We start from the raw sequence: 25,756 nt of genomic DNA, 5'->3' as shown, positions 1-25,756 counted from the left end.
GTGGCCTATATGCGGCGAAGGGGGGATGACCCGGATGGGGCTGGACGTCGAGAGTCGACCATCCGATTCGCCGTACATCGAGCGGGTGTGGCGCAGCAGCAGCCATGACATCGCCCGGATGACGTCGATCGCGACCGCGCACTGCGAGCTGGTGGTCTGGGCTCATCGCGGTCAGGTCAGCGTGGCCGTCCGGGGCCCCGAGACGGCGGCGAGCGCCGCCCCCGTGCCCGAGGACGCGACGTTCTTCGGGATCACGTTCTCGCTCGGCACGTCCATGCCCCACCTTCCCAGCGGCCGGCTCGTCAACGGCGCCGTGGAGATCCCCGGCGCGACGCGCAGGTCGTTCTGGCTGAAGGGCTCCACCTGGCACCTTCCCGGCTACGACAACGCCGAGGCGTTCGTCCGGCGGATGGTGCGCGAAGAGGTGGTGGACTGCGACCCCGTCGTCGCCTCGGTGCTCAGCGGCGCTGCGCCGGACGTGTCGGAACGCACCGTCCAGCGGCGCTTCATGGCGGCGACCGGCCTCACGCGCGGCGCCGCCCAGCGGATCTCCCGCGCCAGGCAGGCGGCGATCCTGATCCAGGAGGGCACGCCGGTCAGCGACGTGATCCACCGGCTCGGCTATTTCGACCAGCCGCACCTGGCGCGGTCGCTGACCCGCTATGTCGGGCGGACCGCCACGCAATTGAGCGGCCGGCATCCGGGTGAGCCGCTGTCGCTTCTGTACAAGACGTGAGCGCCCCTCCCGCCTAACCTTCACTTCGGGCGCATGCGCGCCACCCCTGAGCAACTCCGACGACTAGGGAACCCAACGATGGCTAAGATCATTTCGAGCTTCTTCATCTCCGTGGACGGCGTGGTCGAGTCGCCGGACCAGTGGCACTTCCCCTACTGGAACGACGAGATGGGCGCCGTGGTCCAGGCGGGCATGCAGAGCGCGGCGGCGATGCTGATGGGCCGCAGACTGTACGACGAGTGGTCCGCGTACTGGACGACGACGGACGCCGACCCGGAGGTGGCCGCGTCCATCAACAACGCCCGCAAATTCGTCGTGTCCAGCACCCTGGACAAGGCCGACTGGGACAACACCACCGTCGTCTCCGGTGACGTCGCGGCCAGGCTGCGCGAGATCAAGGAGGAGATCAGCGGCGGCGACATCCAGATGTCCGGCTCCGCGACGACCGTGCGGTGGCTGCTGGCCAACGGGCTGCTCGACGAGCTCAACCTGCTCGTCCATCCGATCGCCGTGGGTCACGGCCAGCGGTTGTTCGAGGACACCCCGACCCACCCGCTCAAGCTGGTCAAGTCGGAGACCTTCGAGACCGGCGTGCTCAACCTGACGTACGTTCCCGACGCCGGCTGAGCAGCCGTCACGCGGGGTCAGAGCAACCGTCTCTGCACGACGTCGGCCATGACCGTGGTCACGACCTTCTCGACGGCTCCGGCCTCCGGCGGGGCGCCCTCCCTGCCGGCGTACAGCAGGTGCGCGGTCCCGATGAGCGTGAGCGCGAGCGTGTCGACGTCGGCGTCCACCGCGATGCGGCCCATCTCGCGCTCGGCGGCGAGGTAGGAGGCGATCATGGTGGTGGCCTCGGCCAGGAGCGGGATCCCGGCCGGGCGGGTCTGGCGCAGCCGGGCCCGCAGTTCGTCCCTGAAGGTGATGAGGCCGACGATCGCCACGGCGACCGACTCGAACACGCCGGTCAGCGCTCCGGTGAGGTTGCCGGCGACGGTGCCGGTGCCGGCGGAGTCGCGCAGGGCGACCGCCTGAGCGTCGATGCGGCCGATGCGGTCGAGGACGAGCTCGGCGAGGAAGGCGTCGAAGTCGGCGAAGTGCCGGTGCAGCACGCCCTTGGCGCAGCCGGCCTCGGTGGTGACCGCCCGGCTGGTCAGCCCGCTCGGCCCGGCTCGGAGCAGGATGCGCTCCGCGGCGGTGAACAACTGCTCGCGCACGTCGCGCATGGCCACCCCTGTCGGCACCGCGCGTCCTTCCCTTCGACCTCGCCGGGCCCACGCGACTGGACGAGTGGGCGCTTGCCCACTATGGTGGGCACATGCCCACTATACCGCCCGGCGGTAACCAGCCCCATCGTCTCCGGCAGGTGGCGGAGTCGTTCGGCACGCACGCCGAACGCTACGACCGCACCCGCCCCCGCTACCCTGACGCCCTGATAGAGCGGATCGTCGCCGCCGGCCCCGGTCCCGAGCTTCTCGACGTCGGCACCGGCACCGGCATCGCCGCCCGCCAGTTCCAGGCCGCCGGCTGCAAGGTGCTCGGCGTCGAGCCCGACGAGCGCATGGCCGACCTGGCCCGGCACACCGGGGTCGAATGCGAGGTGTCGACGTTCGAGACCTGGGACGCCGCGGGCCGGACCTTCGACACGGTCGCCGCCGGGCAGACCTGGCACTGGGTGGACCCGGTCGCCGGCGCGGCCAAGGCGGCGGAGGTGCTGCGGCCCGGGGGACGGCTGGCGCTGTTCTGGAACGTGTTCCAGCCCCCGGCCGACCTGAACGAGGCCTTCGCCGCGGCCTATCGCCGGGTGCTACCCGAAATGCCGGCGTACGACAGCGTGATGCCGCTCATGGAGGCGTACTCGGCGATGTTCACCCACGCGGCGGACGGGTTTCGCGAGGTCGGCGCGTTCAGCGATCCGGAGCAGTGGCACTTCGACTGGGAACGCTCCTACACCCGGGAGGAGTGGCTGGACCAGGTGCCCACGCACGGAGGCAGCAACCGGCTCCCGCCCGCCAAGCTGGACGAGCTGCTGTCGGCCATCGGCGCGGCGATCGACGCGAACGGCGGCGCCTTCACGATGCGCTACACCGCCGTGGTGATCACCGCGACACGGACCGCCACCTCCTGACGGCTCAGGGCCGCGCCAGGAAACCGGCGAGAGCGTCACGGCTGCTCTGGAGCTCGTCGATGCGCTGGTCCATGGTCGCCAGCTCACCGTTCAGGATGTCCCACAGCTCGGCGCACCATTCGATGTCCGGGCGCTCGCCCCGCGCGCACGGCAACACCGACCGGATCACCTCGGTGGACAGCCCGGCCCTCAGCAAGGCGCGCACCTGCCGTACCGTGACCACGCAATCCTCGTCGAAGTGGCGGTAACCGTTGGGCCCGCGGCTGGTGTGGAGCAGCCCCTGAGCCTCGTAGTAGCGCAGCAGGCGCGCGCTGACCCCGGTGCGCCGGGACAACTCACCGATCAGCATGGGGTTTGACCTTTCCATCGATGTCAAGCTTTAACGTCGCTGTGGTAACGGACATTCCACCTGATGAGCATTGCTGGAGCGACGTATGTCTTCCTTCGTTGTCCAACGCGACGGCCACGCGGCGAGTGCTGACGACCTGGCGCCGCTCGCCTTCGCCGGCTACGCCCACTTCACCGCCATGCAGGTGCGCGGCGGCCGGGTCCGGGGCCTTGACCTCCATCTGGAACGGCTGCGCTCCGCCTCGCTGCAGTTGTTCGGCCGGGCCCTGCCCGACGACCGGGTGCGCGCCTGCCTGCGGGCGGCGATCCAGGCAGGGCCGGCCGACCTCTCTCTGAGCGCCACGGTCTACTCCCCGGCGGGCGAGTTCACCGTGGCGAGCCCCGAGGTGGAGCCGGGGCTGCTCGTACGCACCGGACCCGCCGCGACCGGCCCGCTGGGCCCGCTCGCCCTGGCGGCGGTCGAGCACGAACGAGTCCTCCCTGCCGTGAAGCACGTCGGAGAGGTGGCCAAGACCTACTACCTCCGCCAGGCCGTCGACCAGGGCTTCGACGACGCCGCCTTCGTCGACCACCGGGGCCGGATCAGCGAGGGTTCGATCTGGAACGTGGCCTTCTGGGACGGCTCGGCGGTGGTGTGGCCCGAGGCCGAGATGCTGGCCGGGATCACGATGGGCATCGTACGCAGGCAGCTGGATCGCCTCGGCGTGCCCCAGCGCGTCGAGGAGGTCACGCTCGCCGGCCTGCCGGCGTTGGCGGGCGCCGTGGTGATGAACTCGTGGACGCCGGGGCTGGCCGTGCACCGGATCGGGCCCGTGTCCCTGCCAGAAGCGCCGTCCTTCGTGAAGCTGCTGCACGACGCGTACGAGGCCGAACCGCTCACCGCGCCGTAGGAGCCGGACCAGGCCTCACCGGGGGTCCGCGCCGCCCGGCTGCGGGATCGCGACGACGCCGAGGGTGATCTGCCGCCGCCCGGGCCCGGGGGTGGCATGCGCGAGGGGGTCGATCAGGTCGCGCAGGCGCGCGCGGAGCCGGGCCAGTTCTTCGTCGTCCACCCACACGTGGACGGACGTGTAGGTCAGCCCCTGGGCGACCGGATCGTCCGGGTCGCCCTCCAGGTAGGCGTGCGCCTGCGCCATCAGGCCCGTGACGAAGGCGGTCACCGCCCGCTCGTGGTCGCCGGCCGACAACCCCGCCGGATCGGGCACCGCGCCCTGGACGGCGCGTTCGTCCAGCTCATAGGTGTGCTCGACCGCTCCGCGCACCTTGCGCTCGCCGATGACGCGGATGACGCCCGCGTCGACGAGCCATCGGATGTGCCGGTAGAGGCTGCTGTAGGGGACGTCCGGCAACGCACGGCGCAGCTGTGTCCCGGTGCGGGGGCCGAGGGCCAGGATCTGCGCCAGCCGGATTCGGACCGGGTGCAGCACACCGACATCACTCACGGGCATTCCTCCGATCGTCCTGGCGCAAATCGTAGCGCCCCATTGACTCCATTTTTGGCTATGGTCTTAAATGTGAGATCAATCGACCTGGGGGGAACACCATGACGATCACCGCATCAGACCTGCGCGAGCGCCTCGCCACGCTGGCCGGCCGGCACCGGGTGCCGGGCGCCGCACTCGCGGCCCTGCACGACGGGACCGTCCTCGAGGCGGCCACGGGAGTGCTCAACACCCGCACCGGCGTCGAGGCCACCCCGGACTCGGTCTTCCAGATCGGATCCGTCACCAAGACGTGGACGGCCACGCTCGTCATGCAGCTCGTGGACGAGGGGCGGCTGGACCTCGACCGGCCGGTCCGCGACCACCTCCCGGAGTTCACGCTCGCCGACGACGCCGCCGCGGCCGCCGTCACCCCTCGTCACCTGCTGACGCACACCGCGGGATTCCCGGGGGAGGACCTCGCCGACTACGGCAGGAACGAGGACGCCGTGGCCGCCCTCGTCGCCAACCTGTCGGGTGCTCCCAAGGTGACCCGGCCCGGGGCGCTGTTCTCGTACAACAACGCCGGTTTCGTCGTCCTCGGCCGCCTGGTCGAGGTGCTGCGGGACGGCGCCTGGGGCCAGGTGACACAGCGGCAGCTGGCCGGGCCGTTGCGGCTGGGAACCGTCGTCACCCTGCCGGAGCAGGCGCTCATGCACCGCGCCGCGGTCGGCCACGTCGAGACGGCGGGGACGACGAACCCGGCTCCCGTCTGGTCGCTCCCGCGCGCGCTCGACCCGGCCGGGGGGCTGGCCATGAGCGCCTCGGACCTGCTGGAGTTCGCGCGCCTGCACCTGCGCCACGGGCTCGCCCGCGACGACACGCGCCTGCTCTCGCGCGCCGCCGTCGAGGCCATGAGCACGCCGCAGGTGACGCCGCCGCCGCTGTCCGCCTTCCCCCGCTCGTACGGACTGGGCATGGAGGTGCACGACTGGGACGGCGGCACGGTGACCGGCCACTCCGGGGCGACGATCGGGCAGAAGGCCTACCTGCGCATGGTCCCCGGAGCGGACGTGGCCGTGGCCCTGCTCACCAACGGCGGCGCCGCTGACGAGCTCCACGCCGACCTCGTCCATCCGCTGCTGAACGAGTTGGCCGGCGTGCGCGCCCCCGTGCCGGCGACCCCTCCGGAGACCGGGGCGCCCATCGACCCCCGCCGGTACATTGGCGACTTCGACATGGGGCTGGCCACCATCAGGATCGACCACGACGGGCGGAACGCGTTGACGATGACCACCATCCCGCGCTACAGCTACATCGAATCCCTGGTCACGAACCCGGTCGCGACGCTGGCCGCGCTCGACGACTCCCGCTTCGTCGAGGTCGGCCAGGACCACGGGGAGCGCCGGGAGGTCGTCTTCCTCGACCCCGGGGCCGACGGGCGCTTCCGCATCCTGCACAACAGCCGGGCGATGCTGCGCATCGCCTGACGTCGCCGGCTCATCGCAGGGGCGCGGCTCGACCTGTGTCCGCGCGGGTCAGCACGCTCGCCGCGCCGAGCCCCGCGGCCCAGAGCGCCGGCGCGTACACGGCCAGCCGTTCCATCCCGCCCTGCCCGAGCCCGAGGAACTGGCCGCCGAGGAAGAGCCCTGTCGCGGCCGATCCGACCGCGCCGGTGAACCCGCTCCACACGGCCCGCCGGCGGTCGTGGCTCCACGAGTGCAGGCCGTCGAGGATCATCCCCGCGTTGCCGCAGAAGAAGATCGGCAGCGCGCCGGCCAGGTGGAGCGGCATGCTCTCGTTCTCCGGCGCCACACCGACCAGGCACCAGCCCAGCGCGGCCAGGCCCACCAGCGTTCGCACGCGGCGCGGGGAGGCGGGAACGAGCGGCAGGCCCATTCCCAGCAGCAGGCCGAGGCAGACGAAGGAGGCGTTCATCAGCGCGTGCCGTGCGGAGCACGCGTCGGGCAGGCATGCCGTGTTCCCCAGGTCGCTGAGGTATCCGTCCAGCACGGGGTACGGTCCCCTCCAGGCGGCCTGCACCCAGAGGTCCACCACGAACACCTGCGGAGTCGCCATCCAGGCAGCGGCCGCGGTCATCCGGGGCACGCGGGGACCTCCCGCCGCGCTTCCGGCCGGTGGTGCCGGCAGGGCCGCCGCCGGCGCAGGCCGTAGGCGCACGCCGCGACGCCGAGGGCGGCGCCCCAGACGATCCACAGTGCGCCGGGCGCGTTCATGCCCCACGTCCGGTCGGCGCCGGCTTCGACGCCCATGCGGAGGTTCATCAAGCCGGCCGGTATCGCGACGATCGCCACGATGGACGCCGGGACGACGGCGAGCGCCGGCGGCACGCGCCGCCCCGCCCTGAACCGGACCCAGCGCGGGTAGACCTCGCCCCACCGGCGGATGAGGCCGTGGGTGAGGATGGCTCCGCCGATCGAGGCGAGGGCGCAGCCGAGCCCCACCTCCGCCATGCCGGGCGTCTCCCGCATCATGCGGAGGAAGTCGTCGGAGATGCCGAGCGGGATGCCGAAATACCAGGCGATCCGCGTCACCTCGTACGGCACGGGCGCGGCGCACGCCACGTACACCGCCCACCGGCCCCAGCGGCGCGTGGCCTCCGGCGTCGTCCAGCGCGCGATCGCCTGGCCGCCCCGGCCGCAGTGCGCGCAGGCCCGCCTGGTGCGCCGCTGGTAGGCGAGGGTGGCCAGGGCCCAGAGCACCCCGCCGGCGAACATGATGATCAGGTTGACCCGGTGCCAGTAGAGGATGTCCCCGATGCCCTCCTGCGGGCCTGGGACACCGGTGAAGGCGAACACCAGCAGGAACGGAGCGAAGGCGACCAGCGCGAGCATGGTGTAGTCCTGGATCACCAGGGCGAGCGTGCCGGCCAGGGCCCACCCGAAGGCGAGCAGCGCCATGCGCGCACCGCTTCGTCCCCATTGCCGGGCCATCGCCAGCGCGGCCAGCACGCCGATCAGCCCGATGGCGGCCATGGCCGGCGCGACCGACCCCGCGGTGCTGCCTTCAAGGACCGAGCCCGACGCATGGTCGTCGTCGACGGGCGCGAACGGGAAACCGCCGCCACCCCGTGCCCAGAAGAGCCCCAGCGCCCCGTAGAGCGCCGACCACCCGGCCGCCGCGTATGCCGACCAGGCCGGCCAGCTCGCCAGCCAGCGAAACACGCCTCACCACATCCTCTGTCATGAACCGATCACGTCCCGGGTTCAGCATCGAGGAGGCCGGGCGAGCGGCCCATGGGCCGAACGGCACGGCCGCACGCGGATCCGGGCCCGGAATGTGCCGTTCGGCACAGGTGAGATGCGGTACCGGATGTCTAAGCTCGACATGTGCGCGCGGAAAGCGGAAGAGCCCTGTGGTGGCGTCGGCGGGCCGGTGCGGTCGCGGGCCGGCGCGTCGCGGCGGCCACGTGCGCGGCGGGCGTCGTGTCGCTGGCCGTGACCGGCGGCCTCCTGCTGCTCGGCGAGGAGCAGCGGCAGGAGGGCGCCGCGAGTGGCTGGCTGCTCGGCGAGTCCGCCTGCCTGCTGATCCTGATCCTGGTGACGGTCCGGGTCGCGCCCGCCCGGCACGCGCTGGTCTCCGCGGCGCTGGCCGGCTGCGCCATGCCGGTCCTCCTGCTGCGCTTCGGCACGGGAACACCGACTCTGGCGGCACTGGCCGGCTTCGCCGTATGGGTGTTGTCCGCGGTGCTCGCGGCCATGGTCGGGCTCTATCTGCGGTCGCTGGACGACTACCGGGCCCGTTCGGTGCGTGCGGCCCGCCAGGCGCAGCGCGCACAGCTCGCCCGCGACCTGCACGACTTCGTCGCCCACGACGTCAGCGAGATGCTCGCCCAGGCCCAGGCCGGGCAGATCCTCGCCGAGCGGGACCCGCGGGAGTCGGTGGCGGCGTTCCGGCGCATCGAGCACGCCGCGCTGCAGGCGCTGGCGTCGATGGACCGGACTGTACGGATGCTGCACGAGGACGATCTCGCCGCCGAGCAGCCGGCGCACCGCACACCGCTGCCCGGCCTGGCCGACCTCCGGGAGCTGGCCGAGAGGTTCTCGTCCTCGGGCACCGCGACGGTCCACCTCGACGTCGACGCCCCCGGCGGCGTATCCCGCGAGGTGGCCGCCACGGCGTACCGCGTCGTCGTCGAGTCGCTGACCAACGTACGCCGCCACGCGGCGACGGCGAGCCGGGTGGAGGTGAGCGTCCGCGGCACCCCGGCCGCCGACGCTCTCGTGGTCACCGTGACCGATGACGCCGTGGCCGGGCACTCCCCCCGCGGCGTGGCCCGTGGCGGCGGTCTCGGCCTGGCCGGTCTGACCGAACGCGTCGAAGCCCTCGGCGGCACGCTCACCGCCGGCCCGCACGCTCCCGGCGGATGGCGCGTCGCCGCCACCGTCCCGCTGGCTCCCGCGCCCGAAGGCACCCGGCAGGTCCGCGCATGACCCCCGGTCCGACGCGCATCCTGATCGCCGACGACCAGGAGAACATCCGCCACGCCTTCCGGATCATCCTGGACAGCCAGCCCGACATGACCGTCGTCGCCGAGGCCGCCTGCGGCGCCACCGCCGTCGAACAGGCCCGTCACCTGCGCCCGGACGTGGTGCTGGCCGACATCCGGATGCCCGGCGTCGACGGGCTCGAGGTCACCCGCCTGCTCGCCGGACCGGACGTGGCCGACCCCATCCGCGTCGTGGTCGTCACCACCTTCGACCTCGACGAGTACGTCCACACCGCGCTGCGCAACGGCGCCTGCGGTTTCCTGCTGAAACGCTCGGGCCCGGCCCTGCTGGCCGAGGCCGTCCGCGCCGCCATGTCCGGCGATACCCTCATCAGCCCGCAGATCACCGTAAGGCTCCTGCGGCACCTCATGACGCCCCCTCCCAGGGCGGCGCGGGGGGAACCGGCCCTCACCGATCGCGAGCTCCAGATCGCCCGGCTGGTCTCCCGCGGCCACACCAACGCCGAGATCGCCGCCGTCCTGTTCATCTCGCCCGGCACGGTCAAGAACCACATCGCCGGCATCCAGCGCAAGCTCGGCACCCGCAACCGCGTGGGCATCGCCGTCTGGGCGTGGGAGAGCGGCGCCGTCACGCCGTAGCGGCCGGGGTCACGGCCTCGAGGTGGACGAGCACGGACTGTTCGGGGAACAGCGGCGGCACCGCGACGCCCGCGGTGGCCGGCGCCGAACCGGGCAGCTCGGCGCCGCCGGACAGCCAGGCGGGCGCGGCCCCGCGTGAGGTCACGGGCACGAGCGGGCGAACGCGGTAGACGGTGTCCTGGTCGAGCCCGGGGAGCCGGATGAGGCCGGGCGGCCAGGTGGCCGGGCGGTCCAGCACGGCGATCTCGTAGACGGCCTCGCCGGCGTCTGCGGCGACGACGCCGTGCGCCGACACGCCTTCCGGCGTGTCGTCCAGGCAGACCATCGTGCCGGTGTGCAGCAGGCGGCGGTGCCGCTTGTGCAGGGAGATCCAGCCGGCCAGCTCGTCGAGCTCGGCGTCGGTGAGCGAGGTGAGGTCCCACTCGATGCCGTAGTGGCCGAAGAAGGCGGTAGCGGCCCGGAACGAGAGCTCATGGCGGCGGCCGGTGGTGTGGGAGCGGCCGGCGCCGATGTGGCTGCCGACCAGCTCGGGCGGCAGCAGCTGGGCGGTCCAGCGCATGATCTGCCGGCGTTCGGCGGGGTCGATGCAGTCGCTGGCCCAGACGCGGTCGGTGCGCTCCAGGATGCCGAGGTCGACGCGGGCGCCGCCGGAGGAGCACGACTCGATCTCCAGCCGGGGGTGCGCGGCGCGGATCTCGTCGAGCAGCCGGTGGACGGCCAGGGTCTGGGCGTGGACCGAGGCGCGGCCCTCGCGGATCGTGGACCCGGCGTCCACGAGGTCGCGGTTGTGGTCCCACTTGACGAAGTCGAGGTCGTACTCGGTGATCAGGGCGAGCAGCCGCTCCTTGATAGCGGCGTACGCCTCGGGATTGGTGAGGTCGAGGACCTGCTGGTGCCGGGCGGGAGGCGGTCGCCGGTCCGCAGGATCCAGCCGGGGTGGGCGCGGGCCAGGTCGGAGTCCGGGTTGATCATGTCGGGCTCCAGCCAGAGCCCGAACTGCATGCCGAGCTCCCTGACCCGCTCGACCAGCGGATGCAGCCCGATCGGGTCACACGTCCGCGTCGACGTGCCAGTCGCCGAGCCCGGCGCTGTCGTCGCGGCGGCCGTGCTGAGCCCCGGCGGGCCCATGTGCACGGAAGGTCACCGCGGCTGCGCCTCGGCGTACCTGTCCAGCGACTCGATCGAGATCTCCGCCGGGCTCGGGCTGCGGCGGGCGGTGACGTACGAGGAGGTCATGCGGGGCGCCGCGGCCGGCGAGCAGGTGTGCCTGGGCGTGGTCCGGGAGGCCGCGCGGGCCCTCGGCAGGCTCATCGCGCACATCACGACGATCTCCATGGTGAAGACGGTGATCCTGGCGGGCGAGGGCGTCGAACTGGCCCGCGTCGGCAAGGACGACCTCGACTCGGCGCTCACCGCGAACCGGCGGGGCGTGCCGGGCTCGGCCGACGTGGTGATCGAGGCGGACGACTTCCGCGAATGGGCCCGCGGCGGCGCCGTGGTCGCCATCCAGAGTTTCGTGACCTTCAGCGACTAGGGAGAGGGCCGGCTCCCGCCCGCCGCGTCCCCGCCGCGGCAGGGCCGGGTGGGTGCTCCTGAGGGGCGGAGGGCGTCTATCACCAGGTCGAGCAGCCGGCCGGTCTGCTCCCACCGGTCGCTCGCGGCCGTGGACAGGAACACCCCGAGGAGCATCGCGGTGACATCGTCGGGATCGACGTCCGCGCGGAGCGTGCCGGCCTGTGCGCCGCTCGCGAGGATCATCCCGAGCGCGGCGGTGATGCGCTCTCTGGTGGTCGGTGTCGCGATCCGTCCGGAGGCCCAGCCGGCGCGGAGCGTGTCGACCATTCCGCGCTTCGTCGCGACGAACGCCGCGTAACGGTCCATCCATTCGCGGAGCGCGACCTCGGGAGGGAACTCGTCGAGCAGGGTCGAGGCGCCGGCGGTGACGTCGTCGAGTTCGGCGGCGTAGACGGCCTCGACGAGCGCCTCGCGGGTGGGGAAGTGGCGATAGAGCGTGCCGATCCCGACCCCGGCGTCCCGGGCGATGCCCTCGAGCGAGACGGTGCCCTCGGCGGCCGCGAAGGTGGCCCGCGCGACGGCGATGAGGGTCTCGCGGTTGCGCCGGGCATGGGCGCGGACAGGACGGCCGGTACGGGCAGCGGTGGGCGTCGATTCCGGGGAACTCAAAACGGAGGCACCTCCGATAGTGCTACAGTCGGTCGCAGCGGAGGCCCCTCCGCTTTCTCTGCCCTCTCACGTAGGACGGACGGAACTTCCATCATGCCAACCGGCACCTCATCCTTCGACGTCACGGCCACCGGCGTTCCGCGCCCCGGCGGCTCCGGCCGGCTCGCCGGCCACACCGTCTCCCGAGTCGGATACGGCGCGATGCAGATCGAGCGCCTGCACGGCGACAGGAGCGCAGCCGTCGCGCTGCTCCGGCGCGCCGTCGAGCTCGGCGTCGACCACATCGACACCGCCCAGTTCTACGGCAACGGCTTCGTCAACGAGATCATCCGCGAGGCCGTGCGCCCCGAGGACGGCGTCGTCGTCGTGACCAAGATCGGCGCCGACCCCGACCCCGGCGGCCCCCTCCCGCTCCGCACCGCGCAACGTCCCGAGGAGCTCCGGGCGAGCGTCGAGGACAACCTCAGGAGCCTCGGCCTCGACCGGCTGCCGGTCGTGAACCTCCGGCGGCTCGACATCGGCCCCGGAGTCCGGGCCGTGGGCGACCAGGTGGTCGACCTCGACGACCAGCTCGCGGTGATGACGGCGATGCGCGACGAAGGCAAGATCGGCGCGATCGGCCTGGGCAGCGTGACCCTCGACGGGCTGCGCCGGGCGCTCCCTGCGGGCATCGCCTGCGTGCAGAACGCGTACAGCCTCGTGACGCGCGCCGACGAGGACCTGGTCCGGCTCTGCGCCGGCGAAGGGATCGCCTGGGTGCCGTTCTTCCCGCTCGGCGGCGCGTTCCCGCAGATGCCGAAGGTGACCGACGAGCCGGCGGTCCGCGACGCGGCCGCGTCCATCGGCTGCACCCCGTCACAGGTCGGCCTCGCCTGGCTGCTCCGGCACGCCCCGAACGTGCTGCTCATCCCCGGCACCGCGAACCCCGGCCACCTCGAGGCGAACGTCGCCGCCGGCGCCATCACGTTCGACGACGCGACGCTCGCCGCTCTCGACGTAGTGCCGTCGCGCTCCGCCGACATACGGCTCTGAAGGACGCCGGAAGCCGTTCTCCGGTCCTGGGCGTCCGGAACGAGGGCGGCGGCTTCGCGAAGAGGTCGTCCGTCCACAGCGGACCAGAGGGGAAAGGGGACTCCCACTCCTTTCCACTCTCAACCTATAGCGCACCGGGGGGCTTGCGGCAAGACCCGGGTCGTGCCGCACAATCGTCGGCCAAGGCCGGAACAACCTGCGTGAACGGGGGATGCGCCGTCGTACGCCACGGCGGCGCGGGCGCGACGACCAAGGCCGCCCCAGCCGGCGTGTCCCAGGACGGCGATGGCCCACGCGCCCTCAGATCGGAGCTGCTGACGTGAACCCGCTGACCACCAGCGCGTTTGACCTTCCCGACCACCTCGCCCCCAAGGCCGACCCGGCGCTGATCGCCGGCGATGAGCAGCACTTCGCGGCCATCGCGGAGAGCCTCGAGCAGTCGATCGCCGAGCTGTCGGACCGCCTCGAAGCCGAGCGCAGGGCGCCCGGCGGCAAAGGGCGGCAGGCGCTGGACCGGGACCTGGAGATCCACCGGCTGACCGCTCGCCTGCGTGCCCTGCGCCGCTTCGGCCTGGACCTGTGCCTCGGGCACATGGTCGGCGCGGACCACCCCGAACCCGTGTACGTCGGACGGCTCGGCCTCACGGACAGCGCGGGCCGCCGGCTGCTGCTCGACTGGCGCTCCCCCGCGGCCGAGCCGTTCTTCGGCGCCACCCACGCCAACCCGATGGGCCTGGCCAGCCGCCGAAGGTACCGCTGGACCCGCGGCCGGATCAGCGACTACTGGGACGAGGTGTTCACCCCCGACCGGATCGAAGGGCACGCCGCGCTCGACGACCAGTCCGCCTTCATCGCCAGCCTGGGCAGCAGCAGGTCACCCCGGATGCGCGACGTGCTCGGCACCATCCAGGCCGACCAGGACGCCATCATCCGCGCCGGATCCCGCGGCGCCCTCGTCGTCGACGGCGGCCCCGGCACGGGCAAGACCGTCGTCGCCCTGCACCGCTCCGCCTACCTCCTCTACTCCGACCCGCGCCTCGGTCACCGCCGGGGCGGCGTGCTGTTCGTCGGCCCCCACCAGCCCTACCTGGCCTACGTCTCCGACGTGCTCCCCAGCCTCGGCGAGGAGGGCGTACAGACCTGCACCCTGCGGGACCTCGTCGCCGAGGGAGCCGGCGCGGCGATCGAGACCGACCCGGACGTGGCCCGCCTGAAGTCGTCCGCGGACCTGATCAAGGCGATCGAGCCGGCCGTCAGGTTCTACGAGAACCCGCCCACCAAGGGGATGGCGGTCACGACCCACTGGTCCGACATCTGGCTGAGCGCCGACGACTGGGCCGAGGCGTTCGAGGCGCCGGAACCCGGCACCCCGCACAACGAGGCGCGTGACCAGATCTGGGAGGAACTGCTCACGATCGTGGCCGACAAGCACGACGGCGACATCTCCCTCGACCTGCTCCGCAGGTCGCTGCTGCAGAACAGGGAACTGCTCACGACCTTCAACCGCGCGTGGCCGGTGATCGAGGCGGCCGACCTGGTCGGAGACCTGTGGTCGGTGCCGGCCTACCTGCGCAAGTGCGCCCCCTGGCTCAGCCGCGAGGACGTCCTGCTGCTGCAGCGCGAGAACGCCCAGGCCTGGACGGTGTCCGACCTGCCGCTCCTTGACGCCGCACGGCAACGGCTCGGCGATCCGGAGACGTCACGGCGTAGGCGCCGCCAAGAAGCGTCCATCGCCGCCGAACGCGAGCGCATGGCCGGCGTCGTCGACCACCTTCTCGAGGCCGACGACGACGGCGAAGGCGTCGTGACGATGCTGCACGGACGGGACCTGCGCGACGCCCTGGTCGACGAGAACGCACTGCCCGGCGCCGAACCCGACCTGCTCGCCGGCCCGTTCGCCCACATCGTCGTGGACGAGGCCCAGGAACTGACCGACGCGGAATGGCAGATGTTGCTGCTCCGGTGCCCGTCCAGGAGCTTCACCATCGTCGGGGACCGCGCCCAGGCCAGGCACGGGTTCACGGAGTCGTGGCAGGAACGGCTCGAACGGATCGGGCTCGACCGGGTCAACCTGGCCTCCCTGAGCATCAACTACCGGACGCCGGAAGAGATCATGGCGGAAGCCGAGCCGGTCATCCGGGCCGTGCTCCCGGACGCCAACGTGCCGACCTCCATCCGCAGCAGCGGCGTCCCCGTCGTACACGGATCCACCTCGGATCTGGGCTCGATCCTCGACGCCTGGCTCGCCGCCCACGCCGACGGGACCGCCTGCGTCATCGGCGACCCCGCGTTCCAGGCGGCCCCCCGCGTCCGGTCGCTGACCCCGGAGCTGGCCAAGGGGCTCGAGTTCGACCTCGTGGTGCTCGTCGACCCGGAGGCGTTCGGCACGGGCGTCGAAGGAGCGGTCGACCACTATGTCGCCATGACCCGAGCGACCCGGCAACTCGTCATCCTCACGAGCTCCTGACGTCGGCGGCGGGCGACGGTCTCCTCGCCCGTGGCCCGGGCGCCTCGGGTCTGGGGGCGCAAGCGTGACGATCTTCGCCGAAGCCCGCGGGTACTCTGGTCATGTGTGCACATACGCGGAGGTCACCTACAAGGTCCACTACGTGTGCGTCTCCTGCCGGCAGAGCCGCAAGCTGGCCTGGGACGGCGCGGAGCACCTGTGCACGCGCTGCCGCCGGCCGATGCTCTTCGCCGGCCATGACTTCGCCGCCCCGCGCAGGACGAAGGACCGCGAATGGGCGGCCGTCGCGGCCGTGCTGGGAGCGGGGCTCCGGTACGAAGGCTTCGAGACGTGCGGTTGCGGGAGGGAGCCGAAATACCGCCCGCACACGAGCGCGCAGGTGCGGGCACGGCGCAGGATCGCAGCCAGGAAAGGGCTGGCCGACGCCCAGGCACTGGCGCTGCGCGACCCCGGCGACGCGTGAGCCGGGACGACGTGGCACGATGGCCGGGTCCACGATCTCCGGGGGAGCTCGTGGGCCTTGCCAGCAACGACCAGACCGTACGCCCGCAGCGGAAGAGAACCCGGCATGGCCGTCATCCACCGCACCGCCCTCAAGCCGACCAAGCTGGAGCTCCTCACCTCGTGGCTCCCCACCCGGCCGTGGTACCTCGGCGGCGCGGGCGCACCCGAACTGGCCAAGGCCGGCGGCTTCCGGCTGGACGACCCGCAGGGTGAGGTCGGGATCGAGTTCATGGTGGTCACCGACAGCTCCGGCGCCCACCCGACCAGCTACCTGGTGCCGCTCACCTATCGCGGCGCCCCGCTCGACGGGGCCGAGCACGCTCTCGTCGGCACCATGGAGCACGGCGTGCTGGGGCGGCGCTGGGCCTACGACGGCTGCCACGACCCGGTGCTCGTCGCCCAGTTGCTGGCCCTGATCGAGGGCCGCGTCCAGGCCCAGGACCAGAACACCAGCGACACCCCCGACCGGGAGGTCACCCGGTCCTACAGCGGTGACGGCCTCGCCGGCTTCACCGCCGCCACCGACGACCAGGAGGGCACCCTGCTGCCCGCGTCGCGGGCTACGGCCCTCCGATTGCACCGGGCCCTGCGTCCCTCACCGGACGACGCGCCGTCCCTTCCCCCGCGAGCGCTCGGCCACGTCGCCGGCTCCTGGCGGTTGCCGGACGGCTCCCGGGCCCGGGGGTTGTTCGTCGTCCTGCACCCTCGTACGTAGGTCTCCGCGCGCCGCCGGGGATGAGTGTCGTCACGTATTCCACCAGCGCGGACTAGGGCTCCCGGCGCCGGCGCGCGACATGGACGGTGACGTCGGCGACGATCTCGACCGTCGCGGGCAGAGCCCGCATGATGCGGCTGAACACCTGCTCCTGCTCCACGGCCGGCAGGACGAGATACGCCGAGACGGTCGAGAGATAACCGACGTAGTCGCGAGCACTCATCGTCAACCGCCGCTCGACCACGGACTGCCGGACATCGGCGAACCACGCGGACCGCTGGAGCTCCGTACCCGGCCACTGCATGTCCTGCTCCGGAGGCGTCCCGTCAGGAGACGGGATCTCGTCGCCGGCCAGGAACGGTGACCGTGCCACGCGAACGGCTTCCTCCACGGCCGGGTCAGCCGGCCGCACGGGACCGCCGAACGAGGCGAACACGCCGCCCGGCTCGAGCAGCGCCGCCATGCGGGACCACCGGTCCTCCGGGTTCGTCCAGTGCAACGCCGCCGCCGCGTAGACCAGCCCGTACGTCTCGCCCGGCCGCAGGTCCTCGAAGGCGGCTCGCACGGTGCTGACGTTCGCAGGCACGTGCTTGCGCAGCTCGGCGAGCATGGCCCCATCAGGCTCGGTGGCGGTGACGGTGATCCCTCGCTGGGCGAACAGGCGGGTTGCCTTGCCCGTGCCGGCGCCGATCTCGAGGGCGGTCGGAACGGGCTGGGCCGCGTACGCCATCACCATGTCGAAAAGCTGCACAGGGTATCCCGGCCGGAACCGTTCGTATGCTTCCGCCATCACCCCGAAGCTCAATGCGCGGTTGGACATGCCGAGCATCCTGACACGAGCCGCGCCGTTCATGCTCGATCTTTTCGCGCGGCCCGGCCGGGCGGCGAGGCCTGGAGGTCAGCTTGTGCCGGGTCGCGGTGGCGGCGCGTCGGCGCCTACCCCGGACCGGCTCCCCTCACCCCCGTTGGTGGTGCGCGAGCAGCCGAGCGAGCAGGCGGGTCAGGGTCTGCCTGTCCTCGGCCAGAAGCGGTCCGAGCAGATCGTCCTGCACCTTCTCGAGGGCTCGGTCCAGGCGTCGCAGTTGCCGGTCGCCCGCCCCGGTGAGGGTCACCATGTTGCGCCTTCGGTCGTCAGGGTCCGGCGTGCGCTCGACGAACCCCTGCTCGGCCAGTTCGTTGATCGCCGCCACGACGTCGCTGCGGTCCATGTTGCACCGGCGGCCGAGCTCGGCCTGGCTGGCCACCCCGAACTCGGCCAGCGCGGCCAGGATGCGGTAGTGGTATCCGCGCGCACCCGCCTTGCCGAAGCCGTCGGACGCCAACCGGTGAGCGTGCACTGCCAGCTGGGTGAGCAGCCAGCTCGGCTTAGCGCTCAGGCGTGCAGGGGTCTCTTCCACGACAGCCACCCTACATCGTTGGCGCAGCCAATGAACGTGCTGCCGACGCAGGTGACGAGGCCGGACCCGCCCGGACAGATCAATCGGGCGGCATACCCCGGATATACCGCCGCTCCCTAGCGTTTGACGGGCCGGAGTCAGCCGACCCGGACCCAAGAGGCCGGGAGAAGGAGAAGATCGCACGCATGCGGAGAATCGTGGGGCGCGTCGCGTCCATGGGCACTGTCGTCCTGGCGGCGTCGGCCGCTCTGGCCATGTCCGCCTCCAGCGCCCAGGCGGCGGGTTACTGGTCGGCGAGCGCGCCGAAATACGCCACCAACGTCGGCAACCTGACGACGAAGAAGGTCACCGTCGCCAAGAAGACCTACACGCTGCAGCTTCGTTCGGGAAAGTGGGGAGCGAACACCTACATCTGGGCTCGTGTCCCGAAGAATTCCGGAGCGAACGGCAATCATCTGTGGCTGTCGGTCTACAACCCTTCGAAGGGGAAGTGGGAGAGCTCGCCGCAACCGCTGTCGATCAAGAACACGACCTACAGCCAGGGACACCGGGCCAAAGCCAACTGGCTGTACAAGGCCTGCACGAAGCAGCCCGGCCTCGGTGGCAGCGCGGCCAAGTGCACCAGCACCTGGAGGGTGTGACGTCCCGATCGCGAGCGGGCCCGAACGGCGTGCGGCGGCGAAGGGCCCCTCCTGCGGGCGGGAGTGTCGGACGGCGTCGGCATACTGCCGGCATGACGATGGAGACGGTTGTCCTGACCGGCGCCGCCGGACTCCGCACGTAGGCCACGACTTCGTCCCGGCTGGGGTAGTGATCGGGATCGCCGGGGAACGCTTGGCCGGGCAGGGCGCTGTAAGCGGCAGGCCGGACTGGCCGGCTCCGATGACCGCCGCATCATATCCTCATATCCAGAAATCACAATATGATTCGGTCGGGGTGATGCTATGACCATGGCGACGAATGCGTTCGAGCTGAGCACCGAGGCTCGCGGCTTCCTCAAAGCGCTGGCCAGCGAGACGCGCCAGCAGATCATGGAGCTGTTCGACGGCGGCGCCGAGCTGACCGTCAACGAGGTCGCCGAACGCATGTCGCTGGCCCAGTCGGCCACCTCCACCCATCTGGCGACCCTGCGCGAGGGCGGCGTGCTGACCTCCCGGCGGGAGTGGAAGACGGTCTACTACCGTGCCGACCCGGCCCGGATCCGCAAGGCGCTGATGGACCTGAAGGCCAGCCTCGACGCCTGCTGCCCGCCGGCCGAGGAGACTCCCGGCGGCGGGTGCGGCTGACCGGCCGCGTCGTCGTGATCGGCGCGGGCCCGGTCGGGCCGGCCGGCGACGTCCAGCTCGAACTGTTCGAGACCGGCGTGTGCTCCTCCGGCCTGGCCGAAGCGCAGCGGCAGCGGGCCGGCCTGGCCACCGGCATCAGCGGCGGCCTGCTGTCCACCCCGCTGCCGCTGGCCGAGGTGTCCGCCTCCGGAGGAGGAAACTGCGGCTGGCCCGGAGCGGGGGCCCAGGCGATCAGTTCTCGTCGCGGGCCCGGCCTTCGGCCAGGTCGGCGAACGGCAGCGGGCAGTCGGGGCAGGTGCAGTGGGTCAGGCTGTCGCAGCCGGCGTCGACCACCGCGGTGAGCGCCGCCCGGATGGTGGTCAGGTCAGCGATCTTCGCGTCCACCTCGGCGATCTTGTCCTGGGCGCGGGCGCGCAGGTCCGGGGTGGGGTGACCGCGCCGGCCGGTGTCGATCAGCTCGGCCACCTCGTCCAGGGTGAAGCCGAGCCGCTGGGCTGCTTTGATCACGGTCAGCAGGGTGACGGTGTCGGGCGGGTAGGCGCGGTGCCCGCCGGGGCTGCGCCGCGGTTCGGCGATCAGGCCGCGGCGCTCGTAGTAACGCAAGGTCTGCGGGTTGACCCCGGCCTGCTCGGCCACCTGCCCGCTGCGCAGGTACGGACCGTCGATGTCCTGCCTCACGTCGGCCGCCCCGCCGCGCCGGCGCGTGCCTGCAGGGCGTCCAGCACCTCGACGTGCTCGGGCGGTACGGTCACGTCCAGCGCCAGGCCGCCCTCCGCGATGGTGAGGGTGAAGGTGAAGAACGAGCAGCAGCCGTTCTCCCGCGCGGCCAGCCCGGCGGCCCGTGAGGCGTTGCCGGGGCTGAGGACGAGGTCCAGGCGTAGCCGCGTGCGATCGGGCCGGGCCACGCTCCGCACCGCGTCGGCGAACAGGGTGTCGAACTCGGCCAGGCGCAGCGGCTGCTCCGCGGTGGGCAGCGTGCACGACGAAGGGGCCCAGGCCAGGTCGATGTGTTGTGCCATGTCTCGACGGTAAACCTGTACCTGGGTACCGGATGCAACCCCCTGCGGGTCGTCGCCGAACGGTCGTGTCAGCGGCGGCGTCAGCACGGCGACGGCCCGGTGTCAGAGCGGTCGCCGATGGTGGACGCCATGAACGGTTCAGCGATCGCGGCCTCGGGGCTGCGGAAGGCGTACAAAGACAAGGTCGTGGTCGACGGCATCGACCTGGATGTCCGGGCCGGCACGATCTTCGCCCTGCTCGGGCCCAACGGCGCGGGGAAGACCACGACGGTGAACGTGCTGACCACGCTGCTGGCCCCGGACGCCGGCAAGGTGGTCGTCGCCGGGCACGACGGGGCCACGGAGACCAGGGCGGTGCGCGCGGCGATCGGGGTCACCGGGCAGTTCGCTTCGGTGGACGACCTGCTCACCGGCGAGGAGAACCTGCTGCTGATGGCGGACCTCCTGCACCTGCCCAAGGATCGGGGCCGACGCGTCGCCGGCCGGCTGCTCGACAGGTTCGACCTGGTCGAGGCGGCGGGCAAGCCGGCCGTGTCGTACTCCGGCGGCATGCGCCGCAAGCTGGATCTCGCCATGACGCTGGTCGGCAAGCCGCAGATCATCTTCCTGGACGAGCCCACGACGGGTCTCGATCCGCGCAGCCGCCGCACCATGTGGGAGATCATCCGGGAACTGGTCGCCGACGGCACGACCATCTTCCTCACCACCCAGTATCTCGAGGAGGCCGACCAGCTCGCCGACCGGATCGCCGTACTCGATCGGGGCCGGCTGGTCGCCGAGGGCACCGCCGCCGAGCTCAAGCGCCGCGTTCCCGGCAGCCATGTCCGGCTCCGGTTCGCTCACCGGCCCGCACTCGACCTCGCGGCGCGGATCCTGCCCGAGTCCACGAGGGACGACGAAGAGCTGACCCTGCGGGTGCCCGGCGACGGCGGGGTGAGGTCGCTGCGCGCGCTGCTCGAACGGCTCGACGCGCATTCCGTCGAAGCCGAGGAACTCTCGGTGCACACACCCGACCTGGACGACGTCTTCCTGGCCCTCACCGGTCACGCGAGCAAGGAGGTCAACGCACGATGAAGGTCATGGTGGATTCCGCGACCATGTTGCGGCGCAACTTCCGGCACACGATGCGCAACCCGCTGGCGCTGTTCAACGCCATCGTCATGCCGATCGTTCTGATGTTCCTGATGGTCTACATCCTCGGCGACGCGTTCGACGTCGGCGTCGACTACGCCGACTACGCGACGCCCGGATTGATCATGACGACCATCTGCTACGGCATCAGTCCCACCGCGACCGCGGTGAACTCCGACATGACGAGCGGGTTCGTCAACCGGCTTCGCGTCATGGACGTGTCCAGGGCCGCGCTGCTGAACGCGCACGTGATCGCGACCATGCTGCGGAGCCTGGTGGCCATCGCGTTCGTCGTCGGGGTCGCGTTCCTGATGGGATTCCGGCCGTCGGCGGGTCTTCCGGAGTGGCTCGGCGCGATCGGCCTCGTCGTGTTGACGGTGGTGGCGATCGGCTGGCTGACCGTCGCGTTCGGACTCGCGGCGAAAACGCCGGAAAGCGCGGGTCTCGCCGCCGTCCCGCTGATGCTCCTTCCCTTCCTGAGCAGCGCCTTCGTGCCCGCCGACAAGATGGGGCCGGGCGCGCGGCAGTTCGCCGAACACCAACCGTTCACGTCGATCATCGAGACGCTGCGCGGGCTGCTGACCGGCACGCCATCCGCGGGCTCGGCGATCACGGCGATCGCCTGGTGTGCGGGGCTCGCGTCGATCGGCTACGTGTGGGCGCGCGTGTCGTTCACGAAGCGAGTGTGATCGCGGCCAGCTCACGCCAATCGCGCCGCCGCCCGTCACGGGCCGCCTCGGCGAACGCGCTCTCGCCGAGGCGGTCGCGCGCCTCCGCGGCGATCCGGGAAACGTCCGGCTGCGAACGGTCCGGTGTACCGCGCACGCCCTCGCTCGCCGCGAGCAGTCGCACGGCCTGCTCGTACTGCCCCTGGCGCAGCGCGAGGTCCGCGATCCCGATCAACATGTTGGCGATCGTCGGTGGGAAGGTGCGCTCCACGGACTGGGCCGCGCGCAACGCCTCGGCCCGATACGCGCGGGCCTTCTCCAGATCGTCGGTGAGGTAGCCGTACAGGTGCATGGTCATGGCACGGACGGAGTCGGCCATCGCCGCGTCGCCCAGCACCCCCCGCACTGTGGCCAGGTGCTCGTGTACCTGGTCCGGCTCGCCGCGCCAGCGCGCCAGCTCCGCATTCGAGAGAGCCAGCTCGACAAGCGCGTCCGGCCAGGCGATCCCGCCCGCGCACCGCTGCGCTTCCGCCGTGGCGGAAGCGCTGGACTGCTCATCGCCGAGCAGCCAGTACAGCTGGGCCAGCCGCGCCCGCATGCCGACCACGTCCTCGGTCGCGCCCACCTCGGACAGCGCCACGACCGCCTCTTCGTAGTGCTCACAGGCGCGTGCGAACTCGCCGCGCGTGGCGAGCCGATCGGCCAGGAAGGTCAGCGCCAGCGAGATCCCCATCCGGTCGCCCAGCGTGCGGAACTCGGCAAGGGCGATCTCGGCGTCGTTGTCCACGTCGGTCTCGTCGCCGCCGAACGTGAGCCGGAACCGGCCACGAGTGAGCCTGGCCTGCGCGCGCACCCAGGGATCGTCACCCGCGATGAGCGGCTCGAACGCGGGCAGGAGCTCCGCCGGGCCCTGCAGCGTCAGCTCCAGCACCCTGGCGAACTTGAGCAGCGGATGGCTCGCCCCACTGCGCTGGGCGAACCGGTGCGCCTCGTGGATCAACTCCCGCGCCTGATACTGATCGCCGCTGACTCCGGACGTCACGAACACCGTCACGATGAGGTACGCCAGCGCCCGCACCTCATCGGCGACCTCGCCGGGCAGCGAGGTCGCCGCGATGCTCAACTCGGCGCCCTCCGCCCTGTGCCCGCTGAGGAAGTAGTACCAGCCCGCGGCCCCGGCCAGCCGCATCGCCTCCTCGGCCCGTCCCTCGGCGATCGCCCCGCGCAGGGCCGCGCTGATGTTGTCGTGCTCGGCCTCGAGCGTGGACAACCATTCCAGCTGCTCGGCCCGGCGCAGGTGCGGGTCGGCCGTCTCGGCCAGCTCGGTGAAGTAGTCAAGGTGCGCCCGGCGCGCCGCCTCGGTCTCCCCGGCCTCGGCGAGCCGGTACGCCGCGTATTCCCTGATGGTGTCGAGCATCCGGTAGCGTGGCGCGCCGGCGCCGTCGGCGAGCACCAGCGACTTCTCCATCAACGCGGTCAGCAGTTCGAGCACCTGCTCCCCGGCGACCCCCTCGTCCCGGCACACCCGTTCGGCCGCCTCCAGGCTCGCCCCGCCGGCGAACACCGACAGCCGCCGCAGCACGCCGCGCTCGGCCTCGGTCAGCAGATCCCAGCTCCAGTCCACGACCGCGCGCAGCGTCCTGTGCCGGGCGAGCGCCGTACGGCTGCCGCCGGTCAGCAGGCGGAAGCGATCGTCGAGCCGGCGGGCCAGCTGATCGACGGACATCGTACGCAGCCGCGCCGCGGCCAGCTCGATCGCCAGCGGCACCCCGTCGAGCGCCCGGCAGATCCGCGCCATGGCCGACAGTGCGCGCGCGTCGGAGCCGATGTCCTTGCGCACCAGATCCGCGCGGTCCCGCAGCAGCCGCACCGAGGGCGAGGCCCCGACCTCGGACGGGTCCGCTCCCTCAACGGGCAGTGCGAGCGGCTCGACCTGCCACAGCACCTCCCCTGTGATGCCGAGCGGCTCCCTGCTCGTGGCCAGGATCCGCAACCTCCGGCACTCCCCCAGCAGCCGGTCCGCGAAGGCCGCGGCCGCCTCGATCACGTGCTCGCAGTTGTCCAGGATCAGCAGGATCGCGCGCTCCCGGACCGCGGCGACGAGCCGATCCATCGTTTCCCCGCCCCGCGCACCACCACCGAGCAGCGGCTGGTCACGCAGGCCGATCGCGGTGAGTGCGGCCTGCGCCAGCTCGCCGCCCGCTCGCACCGAGGCCAGTTCGACCAGCCACACCCCGTCCGGCAGCTCGGGAAGCATCGTGCGCGCGGTCTCCGTGGCCAGCCTGGTCTTGCCGGAGCCGCCCGCCCCCGTCAAGGTGACCAGCCGGTGCCTGACGGCCAGACCCGCGACCGCGGAAAGATCATCGTCCCGGCCGACGAAACTCGTCAGCTCGGCGCGCAGGTTCGTCCTGCGGTGCTCCGCCCGCTCGCCCAGCTCGCCCCGCAGCAGCGCGGTGTGCAGCGCGGAGAGCGCGGCCGACGGATCGGCGCCCAGCTCCTCAGCGAGCCGCTCGCGCGTCCGCTGGTAGAGGGTCAACGCCTCGTTCGCGCGCCCCGCCTCGGCGAGCGCGCGCATCAACGCCGCCACGAACCCTTCCCGCAGCGGGTACGCGGCGACCAGCCCGGTCAGCTCGGAGACCAGCGCCGAGCCACGGCCGAGGCGGATGTCGGCATCCACCCGATCCCCGAGCGCGGCGACGTGGAGCTCGTCCAGACGCGCGACGGCGGCGTCGAACGCATCGCTGCCCTCCAGGGCGATGTCCGCCATGGGCGCGCCGCGCCACAACGCCAGGGCCGAGCGCAGCAGCTCCGCCCGCGCCGCGGGCTCGGCGGCACGGGCCTGACCCACCAGCTGCTCGAACCGGCACACGTCCACGGCGTCGGGATCCACGGCCAGCCGGTAGCCGCCGGACTCCGCCTCGATCACACCCTCCGGCAACACCCTGCGCAGCCTGGACACCAGCGCCTGCAGAGCGTTCACCTCGTCGGCGGGCGGGCGTTGCCCCCAGATCCAGTCCACCAGCCTCGACCGGGTGACGATCCGGCCAGGCTGGAGGGCGAGTGCGGCCAGCAGGGCACGCAGCCGGACGCCGGGAACCTCCACGACGGCCCCACCGCGGTTCAGCACCGCGAACGGTCCCAGCAATTCGACGCGCACATCAGTCATTCTGCCGAACCGCGACGACATCCCGAGCCGATCACCGGACGGATCACGAGCCAATCACCGGGGCCGATCACGGGACCGATCACGGGGCCGATCACGGGGCCGATCGCCCAGCTGTCGCCGTGCCCGGTCGCCGTGGCGGTCGCCGGGCCAATCACCGGGGCCGATCGGCTCCGGCCTCGCCGGCCATGGAGGTGTCGTGTCAGCGGCCGTGTCAGCACGGCGACGGCCCGGTATCAGAGCGGTCGGCGATGGTGGACACGTTCAGCCAGTGCGGCCTGCCCTTGAGAGGAATGACCATGGAACACATCGTCTCCACGATGCCGACGGCGCGTCAGCCCGGCTGTCCCTTCGACCCGCCGGCAGGGCTGATCGACGCCCGCGAGCACGGCCCGATCAGCCGCTTCCCCTTCCCCGACGGGCACCAGGGCTGGCTGGTCACCGGTT

27 protein-coding genes and 2 pseudogenes are annotated in these 25,756 nt (G+C 72.0%); 17 read left to right on the top strand and 12 right to left on the bottom strand.

Translation table 11 applies throughout. The features are described from left to right. Nucleotides 1-34: 34 nt before the first annotated feature. Together E1292_RS06420 and E1292_RS06415 are read left to right on the top strand one after the other, a co-directional pair. Nucleotides 35-736 carry a helix-turn-helix domain-containing protein gene (locus tag E1292_RS06420; protein ID WP_132592988.1) on the top strand — a complete coding sequence of 234 codons (702 nt, stop codon included), beginning with the start codon at nt 35-37 and terminating at the stop codon, nt 734-736. A gap of 78 nt (nt 737-814) precedes the next feature. After that, nucleotides 815-1,363 carry a dihydrofolate reductase family protein gene (locus E1292_RS06415; protein WP_132592986.1) on the top strand — a complete coding sequence of 183 codons (549 nt, stop codon included), beginning with the start codon at nt 815-817 and terminating at the stop codon, nt 1,361-1,363. A 17-nt stretch (nt 1,364-1,380) separates the two neighbouring features. Here E1292_RS06415 and E1292_RS06410 read toward each other — a convergent pair whose 3' ends face one another. Further along, nucleotides 1,381-1,980 carry a TetR/AcrR family transcriptional regulator gene (locus E1292_RS06410; protein ID WP_132592984.1) on the bottom strand — a complete coding sequence of 200 codons (600 nt, stop codon included), beginning with the start codon at nt 1,978-1,980 and terminating at the stop codon, nt 1,381-1,383. Between the two features lie 74 nt (nt 1,981-2,054). Here E1292_RS06410 and E1292_RS06405 point away from each other — a divergent pair, with 74 nt between their 5' ends. After that, nucleotides 2,055-2,864, top strand: a complete 810-nt coding sequence (locus tag E1292_RS06405; protein WP_132592982.1) for a class I SAM-dependent methyltransferase — start codon at nt 2,055-2,057, stop codon at nt 2,862-2,864. Nucleotides 2,865-2,868: 4 nt separating this feature from the next. Here the strand turns inward: E1292_RS06405 and E1292_RS06400 are convergent, their stop codons facing one another. Further along, nucleotides 2,869-3,213, bottom strand: a complete 345-nt coding sequence (locus tag E1292_RS06400; protein WP_132592980.1) for a MerR family transcriptional regulator — start codon at nt 3,211-3,213, stop codon at nt 2,869-2,871. 85 nt (nt 3,214-3,298) lie between these two features. Here E1292_RS06400 and E1292_RS06395 point away from each other — a divergent pair, with 85 nt between their 5' ends. Further along, on the top strand, nt 3,299-4,102 hold the full coding sequence (locus E1292_RS06395) for an aminotransferase class IV family protein (protein ID WP_132592978.1): 804 nt from the start codon (nt 3,299-3,301) through the stop codon (nt 4,100-4,102). Nucleotides 4,103-4,117: 15 nt separating this feature from the next. Here the strand turns inward: E1292_RS06395 and E1292_RS06390 are convergent, their stop codons facing one another. Then, entirely contained in the window at nt 4,118-4,654 is a 537-nt protein-coding gene (locus E1292_RS06390) for a helix-turn-helix domain-containing protein (protein ID WP_165974416.1), read from the bottom strand. A 101-nt stretch (nt 4,655-4,755) separates the two neighbouring features. Between E1292_RS06390 and E1292_RS06385 the strand changes: the two genes are divergently transcribed. After that, nucleotides 4,756-6,123 (top strand): serine hydrolase domain-containing protein, encoded by a 1,368-nt coding sequence (locus E1292_RS06385; RefSeq protein ID WP_132592974.1) that lies wholly within the window; start codon nt 4,756-4,758, stop codon nt 6,121-6,123. Between the two features lie 10 nt (nt 6,124-6,133). Here E1292_RS06385 and E1292_RS06380 read toward each other — a convergent pair whose 3' ends face one another. Both E1292_RS06380 and E1292_RS06375 read right to left on the bottom strand, forming a co-directional pair. Then, nucleotides 6,134-6,733 (bottom strand): DUF998 domain-containing protein, encoded by a 600-nt coding sequence (locus tag E1292_RS06380; protein ID WP_165974415.1) that lies wholly within the window; start codon nt 6,731-6,733, stop codon nt 6,134-6,136. Next, nucleotides 6,730-7,818 carry an NYN domain-containing protein gene (locus E1292_RS06375; RefSeq protein ID WP_132592970.1) on the bottom strand — a complete coding sequence of 363 codons (1,089 nt, stop codon included), beginning with the start codon at nt 7,816-7,818 and terminating at the stop codon, nt 6,730-6,732. The genes E1292_RS06380 and E1292_RS06375 overlap by 4 nt, the downstream gene beginning before the upstream one ends. Before the next feature lie 165 nt (nt 7,819-7,983). Between E1292_RS06375 and E1292_RS06370 the strand changes: the two genes are divergently transcribed. After that, nucleotides 7,984-9,087 carry a sensor histidine kinase gene (locus E1292_RS06370; protein WP_220446692.1) on the top strand — a complete coding sequence of 368 codons (1,104 nt, stop codon included), beginning with the start codon at nt 7,984-7,986 and terminating at the stop codon, nt 9,085-9,087. Next, nucleotides 9,084-9,743 carry a response regulator gene (locus E1292_RS06365; protein WP_132592968.1) on the top strand — a complete coding sequence of 220 codons (660 nt, stop codon included), beginning with the start codon at nt 9,084-9,086 and terminating at the stop codon, nt 9,741-9,743. The genes E1292_RS06370 and E1292_RS06365 overlap by 4 nt, the downstream gene beginning before the upstream one ends. Here E1292_RS06365 and E1292_RS52570 read toward each other — a convergent pair. Further along, nucleotides 9,733-10,745: pseudogene (locus E1292_RS52570) on the bottom strand (alpha-galactosidase). The gene E1292_RS06365 and the pseudogene E1292_RS52570 overlap by 11 nt on opposite strands. On the opposite strand from E1292_RS52570, the gene E1292_RS52560 reads away from it, so the two are divergent. Continuing rightward, a complete protein-coding gene (locus E1292_RS52560; protein ID WP_246089961.1) occupies nt 10,744-11,277 on the top strand; it encodes an ROK family protein in 534 nt (177 codons plus the stop codon). The pseudogene E1292_RS52570 and the gene E1292_RS52560 sit on opposite strands and share 2 nt — an antisense overlap. On the opposite strand, the gene E1292_RS06355 is transcribed toward E1292_RS52560, so the two are convergent. Continuing rightward, nucleotides 11,274-11,927: a TetR/AcrR family transcriptional regulator gene (locus E1292_RS06355; RefSeq protein ID WP_132592966.1), complete on the bottom strand. Its 654-nt coding sequence runs from the start codon at nt 11,925-11,927 to the stop codon at nt 11,274-11,276. The two genes, E1292_RS52560 and E1292_RS06355, sit on opposite strands and share 4 nt — an antisense overlap. 93 nt (nt 11,928-12,020) lie before the next feature. Between E1292_RS06355 and E1292_RS06350 the strand changes: the two genes are divergently transcribed. The 4 genes from E1292_RS06350 (at nt 12,021) to E1292_RS06335 (ending at nt 16,645) form a co-directional block, all read left to right on the top strand. After that, complete coding sequence (locus E1292_RS06350; protein WP_132592964.1) at nt 12,021-12,959, top strand: aldo/keto reductase; 939 nt, start codon at nt 12,021-12,023, stop codon at nt 12,957-12,959. 319 nt (nt 12,960-13,278) lie between these two features. After that, on the top strand, nt 13,279-15,426 hold the full coding sequence (helR, locus tag E1292_RS06345; RefSeq protein ID WP_132592962.1) for an RNA polymerase recycling motor ATPase HelR: 2,148 nt from the start codon (nt 13,279-13,281) through the stop codon (nt 15,424-15,426). Between the two features lie 103 nt (nt 15,427-15,529). After that, nucleotides 15,530-15,889 carry a hypothetical protein gene (locus E1292_RS06340; RefSeq protein ID WP_220446689.1) on the top strand — a complete coding sequence of 120 codons (360 nt, stop codon included), beginning with the start codon at nt 15,530-15,532 and terminating at the stop codon, nt 15,887-15,889. 105 nt (nt 15,890-15,994) lie between these two features. After that, nucleotides 15,995-16,645 carry a maltokinase N-terminal cap-like domain-containing protein gene (locus tag E1292_RS06335; protein ID WP_132592960.1) on the top strand — a complete coding sequence of 217 codons (651 nt, stop codon included), beginning with the start codon at nt 15,995-15,997 and terminating at the stop codon, nt 16,643-16,645. Nucleotides 16,646-16,697: 52 nt separating this feature from the next. Here E1292_RS06335 and E1292_RS06330 read toward each other — a convergent pair whose 3' ends face one another. Both E1292_RS06330 and E1292_RS06325 read right to left on the bottom strand, forming a co-directional pair. Continuing rightward, on the bottom strand, nt 16,698-17,498 hold the full coding sequence (locus E1292_RS06330) for a class I SAM-dependent methyltransferase (protein ID WP_220446688.1): 801 nt from the start codon (nt 17,496-17,498) through the stop codon (nt 16,698-16,700). Between the two features lie 103 nt (nt 17,499-17,601). Continuing rightward, the gene (locus tag E1292_RS06325; protein WP_132592958.1) at nt 17,602-18,042 is read right to left on the bottom strand and encodes a MarR family winged helix-turn-helix transcriptional regulator; all 441 of its coding nucleotides are present in this window, start codon (nt 18,040-18,042) and stop codon (nt 17,602-17,604) included. A 185-nt stretch (nt 18,043-18,227) separates the two neighbouring features. Between E1292_RS06325 and E1292_RS06320 the strand changes: the two genes are divergently transcribed. Continuing rightward, nucleotides 18,228-18,683, top strand: coding sequence for a hypothetical protein (locus E1292_RS06320; protein ID WP_132592956.1), 456 nt, complete (start codon nt 18,228-18,230; stop codon nt 18,681-18,683). Nucleotides 18,684-18,992: 309 nt separating this feature from the next. Further along, nucleotides 18,993-19,328 carry an ArsR/SmtB family transcription factor gene (locus tag E1292_RS06315; RefSeq protein ID WP_132592954.1) on the top strand — a complete coding sequence of 112 codons (336 nt, stop codon included), beginning with the start codon at nt 18,993-18,995 and terminating at the stop codon, nt 19,326-19,328. 231 nt (nt 19,329-19,559) lie between these two features. On the opposite strand, the gene E1292_RS06305 is transcribed toward E1292_RS06315, so the two are convergent. Both E1292_RS06305 and E1292_RS06300 read right to left on the bottom strand, forming a co-directional pair. Then, complete coding sequence (locus tag E1292_RS06305) at nt 19,560-20,006, bottom strand: MerR family transcriptional regulator (RefSeq protein WP_220446687.1); 447 nt, start codon at nt 20,004-20,006, stop codon at nt 19,560-19,562. Next, entirely contained in the window at nt 20,003-20,347 is a 345-nt protein-coding gene (locus tag E1292_RS06300) for a hypothetical protein (protein ID WP_132592952.1), read from the bottom strand. The genes E1292_RS06305 and E1292_RS06300 overlap by 4 nt, the downstream gene beginning before the upstream one ends. A 129-nt stretch (nt 20,348-20,476) precedes the next feature. Here E1292_RS06300 and E1292_RS06295 point away from each other — a divergent pair, with 129 nt between their 5' ends. Then, entirely contained in the window at nt 20,477-21,421 is a 945-nt protein-coding gene (locus E1292_RS06295; protein ID WP_132592950.1) for an ATP-binding cassette domain-containing protein, read from the top strand. A gap of 5 nt (nt 21,422-21,426) precedes the next feature. Further along, nucleotides 21,427-22,167, top strand: a complete 741-nt coding sequence (locus E1292_RS06290) for an ABC transporter permease (protein WP_220446686.1) — start codon at nt 21,427-21,429, stop codon at nt 22,165-22,167. On the opposite strand, the gene E1292_RS06285 is transcribed toward E1292_RS06290, so the two are convergent. Then, nucleotides 22,151-25,303, bottom strand: a complete 3,153-nt coding sequence (locus E1292_RS06285) for a BTAD domain-containing putative transcriptional regulator (RefSeq protein ID WP_165974414.1) — start codon at nt 25,301-25,303, stop codon at nt 22,151-22,153. The genes E1292_RS06290 and E1292_RS06285 overlap by 17 nt on opposite strands. Nucleotides 25,304-25,608: 305 nt before the next feature. Here E1292_RS06285 and E1292_RS53520 point away from each other — a divergent pair. Continuing rightward, nucleotides 25,609-25,756, top strand: a pseudogene (locus tag E1292_RS53520) (cytochrome P450); the annotation flags it as partial.

The sequence above is a fragment of the Nonomuraea deserti genome, from assembly GCF_004348685.1.
Classification (GTDB): Bacteria; Actinomycetota; Actinomycetes; order Streptosporangiales; family Streptosporangiaceae; genus Nonomuraea; species Nonomuraea deserti.
This window is presented reverse-complemented; position numbering and strand designations above follow the sequence as displayed.